Annotated in this window: 8 protein-coding genes; 6 read left to right on the top strand and 2 right to left on the bottom strand. The window is 42.2% G+C overall.

Features of this window, described 5'->3' with window-relative positions:
• The first annotated feature begins 492 nt into the window (after positions 1-492).
• Together KGY70_15895 and KGY70_15890 are read left to right on the top strand one after the other, a co-directional pair.
• The gene (locus tag KGY70_15895) at positions 493-1812 is read left to right on the top strand and encodes a DUF2088 domain-containing protein (GenBank protein MBS3776679.1); all 1320 of its coding nucleotides are present in this window, start codon (positions 493-495) and stop codon (positions 1810-1812) included.
• 394 nt (positions 1813-2206) lie between these two features.
• Positions 2207-2446 (top strand): hypothetical protein, encoded by a 240-nt coding sequence (locus KGY70_15890; GenBank protein MBS3776678.1) that lies wholly within the window; start codon positions 2207-2209, stop codon positions 2444-2446.
• A gap of 4 nt (positions 2447-2450) precedes the next feature.
• On the opposite strand, the gene KGY70_15885 is transcribed toward KGY70_15890, so the two are convergent.
• Complete coding sequence (locus tag KGY70_15885; protein ID MBS3776677.1) at positions 2451-2735, bottom strand: integration host factor subunit beta; 285 nt, start codon at positions 2733-2735, stop codon at positions 2451-2453.
• Positions 2736-2872: 137 nt separating this feature from the next.
• Positions 2873-3247 (bottom strand): response regulator, encoded by a 375-nt coding sequence (locus tag KGY70_15880; protein ID MBS3776676.1) that lies wholly within the window; start codon positions 3245-3247, stop codon positions 2873-2875.
• 374 nt (positions 3248-3621) lie between these two features.
• Here KGY70_15880 and KGY70_15875 point away from each other — a divergent pair, with 374 nt between their 5' ends.
• The 4 genes from KGY70_15875 to KGY70_15860 form a co-directional block, all read left to right on the top strand.
• On the top strand, positions 3622-3876 hold the full coding sequence (locus KGY70_15875) for an SHOCT domain-containing protein (GenBank protein MBS3776675.1): 255 nt from the start codon (positions 3622-3624) through the stop codon (positions 3874-3876).
• 568 nt (positions 3877-4444) lie between these two features.
• Positions 4445-5062, top strand: coding sequence for a hypothetical protein (locus tag KGY70_15870; protein MBS3776674.1), 618 nt, complete (start codon positions 4445-4447; stop codon positions 5060-5062).
• Between the two features lie 237 nt (positions 5063-5299).
• On the top strand, positions 5300-5632 hold the full coding sequence (locus KGY70_15865; GenBank protein MBS3776673.1) for an endonuclease domain-containing protein: 333 nt from the start codon (positions 5300-5302) through the stop codon (positions 5630-5632).
• 81 nt (positions 5633-5713) lie between these two features.
• Positions 5714-5903 (top strand): hypothetical protein (locus KGY70_15860; GenBank protein MBS3776672.1); only part of this gene is annotated, 190 nt, incomplete at its 3' end.

Raw genomic sequence — 5903 nt, 5'->3', positions numbered from 1 at the left:
TCCAGGTAAGCCGGTCATTTCAGCGGACCAGGTGGTATCAGGGAAAAATTATCAACTGGCTGGGGGTCCGGAAAAAAACAGGCAGAGGTGAGGGTTCAAGCGGCCTTGCATTCGATCGGATCGTGCCTACTTCTAAACAGGAATAATTCTTATAAATTACCTCTGTGTTACTCCATATTTGTTCTCTGTGAAACTCTGTGGTTCAAATATATAATATTAACCTCTGAGAACACAAAGAAGGTCACGGAGGGACACGGAGAACTTAGGGGACAGATTATAATCATTTCTTCTGGATAAAATCAAACCCAGTCCATAAAAAATTCATCTATTTTTTATATCTTTCTCATTGTTTTATTCATTTAAAACCATTTAGCCATGAGTAAAGAAAATGACCATTCCAGGATTTCCAGACGGGTTTTTTTAAAGAATTCCGCTGCGGCAGCCGCTGGCCTTACCATGTTACCCGCTTACGTGGTGGGTGGTTTAACAAATATGAAACCGGCCGATAAGCTGAAGACTACCAAATATTCTGATAAAGAGAGCAGGATCTATTTCGAAAAAGGTTCGGAAAAGGAAGCACTAACGGTTGAAGACATTCGGGAAGGATTGTATTCGGCTTTCGATCAATTGGGCGCAAAGAAAAAGGTGTTGGCCATCCCTCCCGATTATACCCGTTTGCATTCAGAAGGCGGGTTGATCACGCAGCTTACCCATGATTATTTTCAGGACCGGTTAACAGACGTATTGCCTGCCTTAGGTACTCACGCCCCGATGACTGAGGAACAGATCAATAAAATGTACGGAGATGTGCCCAAAGACCTTTTCCATGTGCACGACTGGCGCAATGACGTTGTTAACGTGGGCGAAGTGCCCGGCGAATACCTGAAGAAAATCTCCGAAGGAAAAGTTGATTATTCCTGGCCGGCCCAGGTAAATAAAATGCTGGTTGAAGGAGACCACGACCTGATCCTTTCTATTGGCCAGGTGGTACCCCATGAGGTAACAGGAATGGCCAATTTTAACAAAAACATCTTTGTAGGTACCGGAGGCAGTGAAGGCATCAACAAAAGCCATTTTCTGGGAGCTGTTTATGGTATGGAACGGATGATGGGACGGGCGAAAACACCGGTAAGGGATGTGCTGAACTATGCTTCCCGGAATTTCACAAATCATTTGCCCATCGTTTATATACTCACCGTAATGGATAGAGACAGCAACGGTGAGATGGTTATGCGGGGGTTATATATCGGTAACGACATGAAGTGTTTTGAGAAAGCAGCCGAACTATCGATCAATGTAAATTTCACCATGCTGGAAAAACCGTTGGAGAAAGTAGTGGTATATCTGGATCCGGAAGAATATGAAAGCACGTGGCTGGGGAATAAAAGCATTTACAGAACACGAATGGCCATTGCCGATGGAGGAGAACTCATCGTTCTGGCTCCGGGAGTCAAAAAATTCGGAGAAGATCCGACCCATGACCGTTTGATCAGAAAGTACGGATATGTAGGTACGCCCCGGGTTCTTGAGTTAACGAAAAACAACAGGGACCTTCAGCAAAACCTGAGCGTCGCTGCTCATTTGATACACGGATCTTCAGAGAACCGTTTTTCCATTACCTTCTGCGCCGGTAAGCTGTCAAAAGAGGAAATCGAGTCGGTCAATTTCCAGTATGCTGATTTAGATGCCATGATGGAAAAGTATCCGCCACAACGTATGAAAGAAGGGTATAATGAGATGCCTGACGGTGAACAGGTCTATTACATTTCCAATCCCGGCGCCGGATTGTGGGCATGGAAGGAAAAAGTTTAGCCTGAAGCATTTTATAGGAATCACCAAAGGCCATAGAAGGATGCGGAAGTTTTTCCTTCTGTGGCTTTATATTTGTGATTCAATGACATTTACCCGTTGGAACAGACAAGATCTTTTTATCAGTGCTGTACTCGTTCATCGGCTCTTTGGCAATTTCCCGTGCCTGGATGACGTCGGAAGCCAGAGGTAAACGGGGGCGTGTTATTCAAGCACACCCATGGGTATAATACAGGTGCCATTGGACTTCTCCACGACCTCTGCGAACTGAGGTGCAGTAAGCTCCTTCATTTTAACGGGAGGTTTTGTGTTTCGGATTGTTGGCTCTAAACTCCCAATACCATAAAGGAGAGCACAATATTTTGATTTTTTATATGAACTGGAATTTGATTTCGGAGTGGTAAACGGAGTTAAAATGGTTCCCGGAGCCACACCCAATGTAAAAGGAGACTATGGCAATGGGTTTGTGAAGGCTACTGTAAGTGAAGGTATGCCTGATGTAGAAATGAACGTCGATGGAGATTATGAACTACAGAGTGGGCAAAAGGCCAGGGTCAAAGAGAAATTCCCGGAAGAAAAACAGGAAGAGCGGATTAAGGAGATCAAAGAAAATTATAAACGGTTAATTAAAAACTAATGTTTTATTTCACATTCTCTTTAACCCTATTGGCAAATTTTTTAGATGGTTTGAACGAAGGAACATAATGTTCTGGAATAACAACTTCAGTATTTTTAGAAATGTTGCGTGCTTTCTTCTGAGCACGCTTCTTAACTATGAAACTTCCAAATCCTCTTAAATAAACGTTTTGACCACCAATCATGGATTCTTTTACGGTCTTCATGAAGCCTTCGACTATTTTTTCAATAACGATCTTTTCAATACCAGTCTTTTGGGAGATTTTGTCTACTATGTCTGCTTTTGTCATTTTATAAAAGTTTTAATTACCAATTGGTTGAAATAAATTGAGTGTAAATCTAAAAAGATTTTTTGAAAATATTCATATTTTGTTAAATATATATTGCTAAGAGTAAAAGACTTTACTTTTTAAAAAGAAAAGGATATTTACAAAACACTCTGAACTTTCTTTTGCATCTTATAAATATTGATGGGCTTGGCAAGATAACTATCAGCTTCCGAATTCCTTACCATTTGTGCAATATCATCCGTTATAACGGCAGTCTGAATGATAATGGGTATTGAAGGATACAACTTGTTGACCTTTTGGGTTAGCTGCCAACCATCCATATCCTTTAAACGTATTTCAGTAAAGATAAGCTTGATCTTATATGCATGACAAAAATGGATTGCTTCCTTTCCAGAAGAAGTCGACAATACCTGATAATTTTCTGAGTATTGGGACATCATCTGAAACATTTCTTCAAGCAAAAGTCTGCTATGCTCATCAGGATCTGCAATTAAAATTGCGGGTTTCTCCATAGTTTTAATAAGCAGTTAAATCCATCAATATATAATACAAAATCTCTGCCAATTCGTTAAATGGGCTTTATTTTAATCCAAAAGTAGGATTTAATAATTGTTAAAAGCAGTGTAAAATTGTTACTAATCCTGTGCATCCCTGAGATCATAATAGCCGGCCCCACTTCACCCTCAGCCTTGCTATATATGGTACCTAAAGTTACATTGCTTCCGGAAGTACTAGTCCGATTTACCCCAATTGTAAGGCCTTCTCTATACTCCTCATCAGTTTGCAAATCTTAGTCATAATTCTGTAAAACACCATCAATATTTAAGTTGTATTTTTGGTATAAACAAAATATATAAACAATAAGAAAAGGGAAAGAAAGGAGTGAATGATGATGTACGGATTAACAGGAGGATACAATAATTGTATAATGGAAGGCTTCGGCCATGGAATGGGTTGGGGCTGGATCATCGGTCTCATTGTTATCGGCCTCATTATCTGGCTCATAGTAAGAGCAACGATGCATAGCACCTCGCCGGCAGCCGTAAAAAGAGATTCTGCCCTTGATGTGTTAAAAAAACGCTATGCCAGGGGTGAGATCGATAAGCAGGAATTTGAAGAAAAAAAGAAAGATCTGAGTTAGCTTTTTGTGTTAAAACAGATCCAGAAGTTATGGAAATAACTCCGGGGGTCAAAATGCCAGTATGGCAGTTATTGACCCCCGGGGTCAATTTCCCGGAAGAGGTCAACATCACTGGAATAAAAATAAGTATATGATTATGGAAATCCAATATAACTCTGTCATAACGTGCCCGAACTGTGGGCATCAAAAAGAAGAAGAAATGCCTGCGAATGCTTGTCAGCATTTTTACGAGTGTGAGAATTGCCATACACTGCTAAAACCTCAACAAGGGGACTGCTGTGTGTTTTGTTCTTATGGTACTGTTAAATGCCCACCTGAGCAGCTCAAAGGCTGAATTGATTTTATTGGTTTCTCTGAGGATGATTCTGGAATTTTTTTTCTTTCATAAAAACAGATTTCCAGTACCCGGGGAAGGCTGGATGGATGAAAATAGATGGCATCCCCGGCTGGGCTAAAATCAGATAAAAAAATTAAATTCCCTCCATTTTTATTACCTTTGAAATAATCCTGGGATAATTGAACGGAGCAGGTCAAATTTTTTCAAATATTTAGTTCTGGAGATAACAATATGGACATCCTCACACCCCGCAAATCGCTCAACAAAGCCTATCTGAAACAAAAGATCAGCAGGCAGGAGATGGAGCGGTTCAAAACCAACCTGCAAAAGATGCTTTCCGATATGAACCCGTACGAATCCGAGGAGTACCATAAGAACCTGCTGAACACCTTCCTGAACGATACGTGGTACAAGGGGAAACATTTCATCAATACGAGGGAGCGAACCGATCTGGTAATCCACAGCGACAAAAAACCCGAAAGCGCTCCGGCCGTGCTTATAGAAACAAAAAAACCCGGCAACCAGACGGAGATGCCTTCAACGGATAACCTCGATGCCAAGGCCGTGCACGAGCTGATTCGGTATTACCTGCACGAAAGAATCGACAAAGAAAACATCCACATCAGGCAACTGGTGGTGACCGATCTGAACAACTGGTTCGTGTTCGATGAGAATGAGTTTGACAGGTATGTTTATCGCAATAAGAAGGATGTGAAAGAACATAAACAACACGCTCCTAACGCCAACATCAGCGCCCTGGAGGCGGAGATCGATGAGATGGTATATGATCTTTACGGGTTGACGGTGGAGGAGGGGTGGGGCCGGCCCGCGCGCACCCCTAACCCCTGAAGGAGCATTTAGTCTGTAGAAGAGGAAAGGTTTGGTTCCAAGGGATAGAGGGGTGAGAAAGGTAACAGCCGGTAGAAAACCCACGCGCGAGAGAAGGAAAGTTTAGAAAATATATGAAGAGATAAAAAGCCTTAGATGTGATGGCGGGCGGGATTCCCCTTTAGGGGCCAGGGGTGAGCGAGGGAATACTGAAGATTAAACCAATAATCTATGAAAAAACACACCATTGAGAGAAGCATGTTTTACAATGCCCGGCCGGAAATATTTCAAAGGGCAAAAAGCCTGAGAAAAAACATGACCGGGGCGGAAAATATGCTTTGGGAAAAGCTGAGGAACAAACAACTGGGAGTCCGATTTAAGCCACAGCATCCGATCGGGCGTTTCATTGAAGATTTCTATTGTCATAAGGCCAAACTGGTGGTTGAAATAGATGGTGAAATACATAACGGGCAAAAGAAATACGACATTGGAAGAACAGGTGAAATGGAAGAGTATGGAATCCGGGTGTTGCGGGTTAAGAATTATGAGGTGTTTGAGGATATCGAGGAAGTGGTGGAGAGAATAAGGTAAAGGTTGTGAGATGTTGGAGGATTGCTCCCTCGCTCACCCCTGGCCCCTAAAGGGGTGAGCGGTTTGTAGAGAGGCTAAGGTATGGTATTAAGAGAGATGGTTGGCAGATTTGCATTGTTTGGCAGAAAACCCGCGCACGATGAAATTAAAGGTTGGTGGGAAAATATTAATAAAGATGCAATAACTTCAGAGGTTATGGCGGGTGGATACATCCGGCAACTGCCGGAGCCAGGGGTGCGGGAGGGAAGAAACACCAGTTCCCTTGAAGCTG

The organism is Bacteroidales bacterium, from assembly GCA_018334875.1.
Lineage (GTDB): Bacteria > Bacteroidota > Bacteroidia > Bacteroidales > UBA12077 > JAGXLC01.
This window is presented reverse-complemented; position numbering and strand designations above follow the sequence as displayed.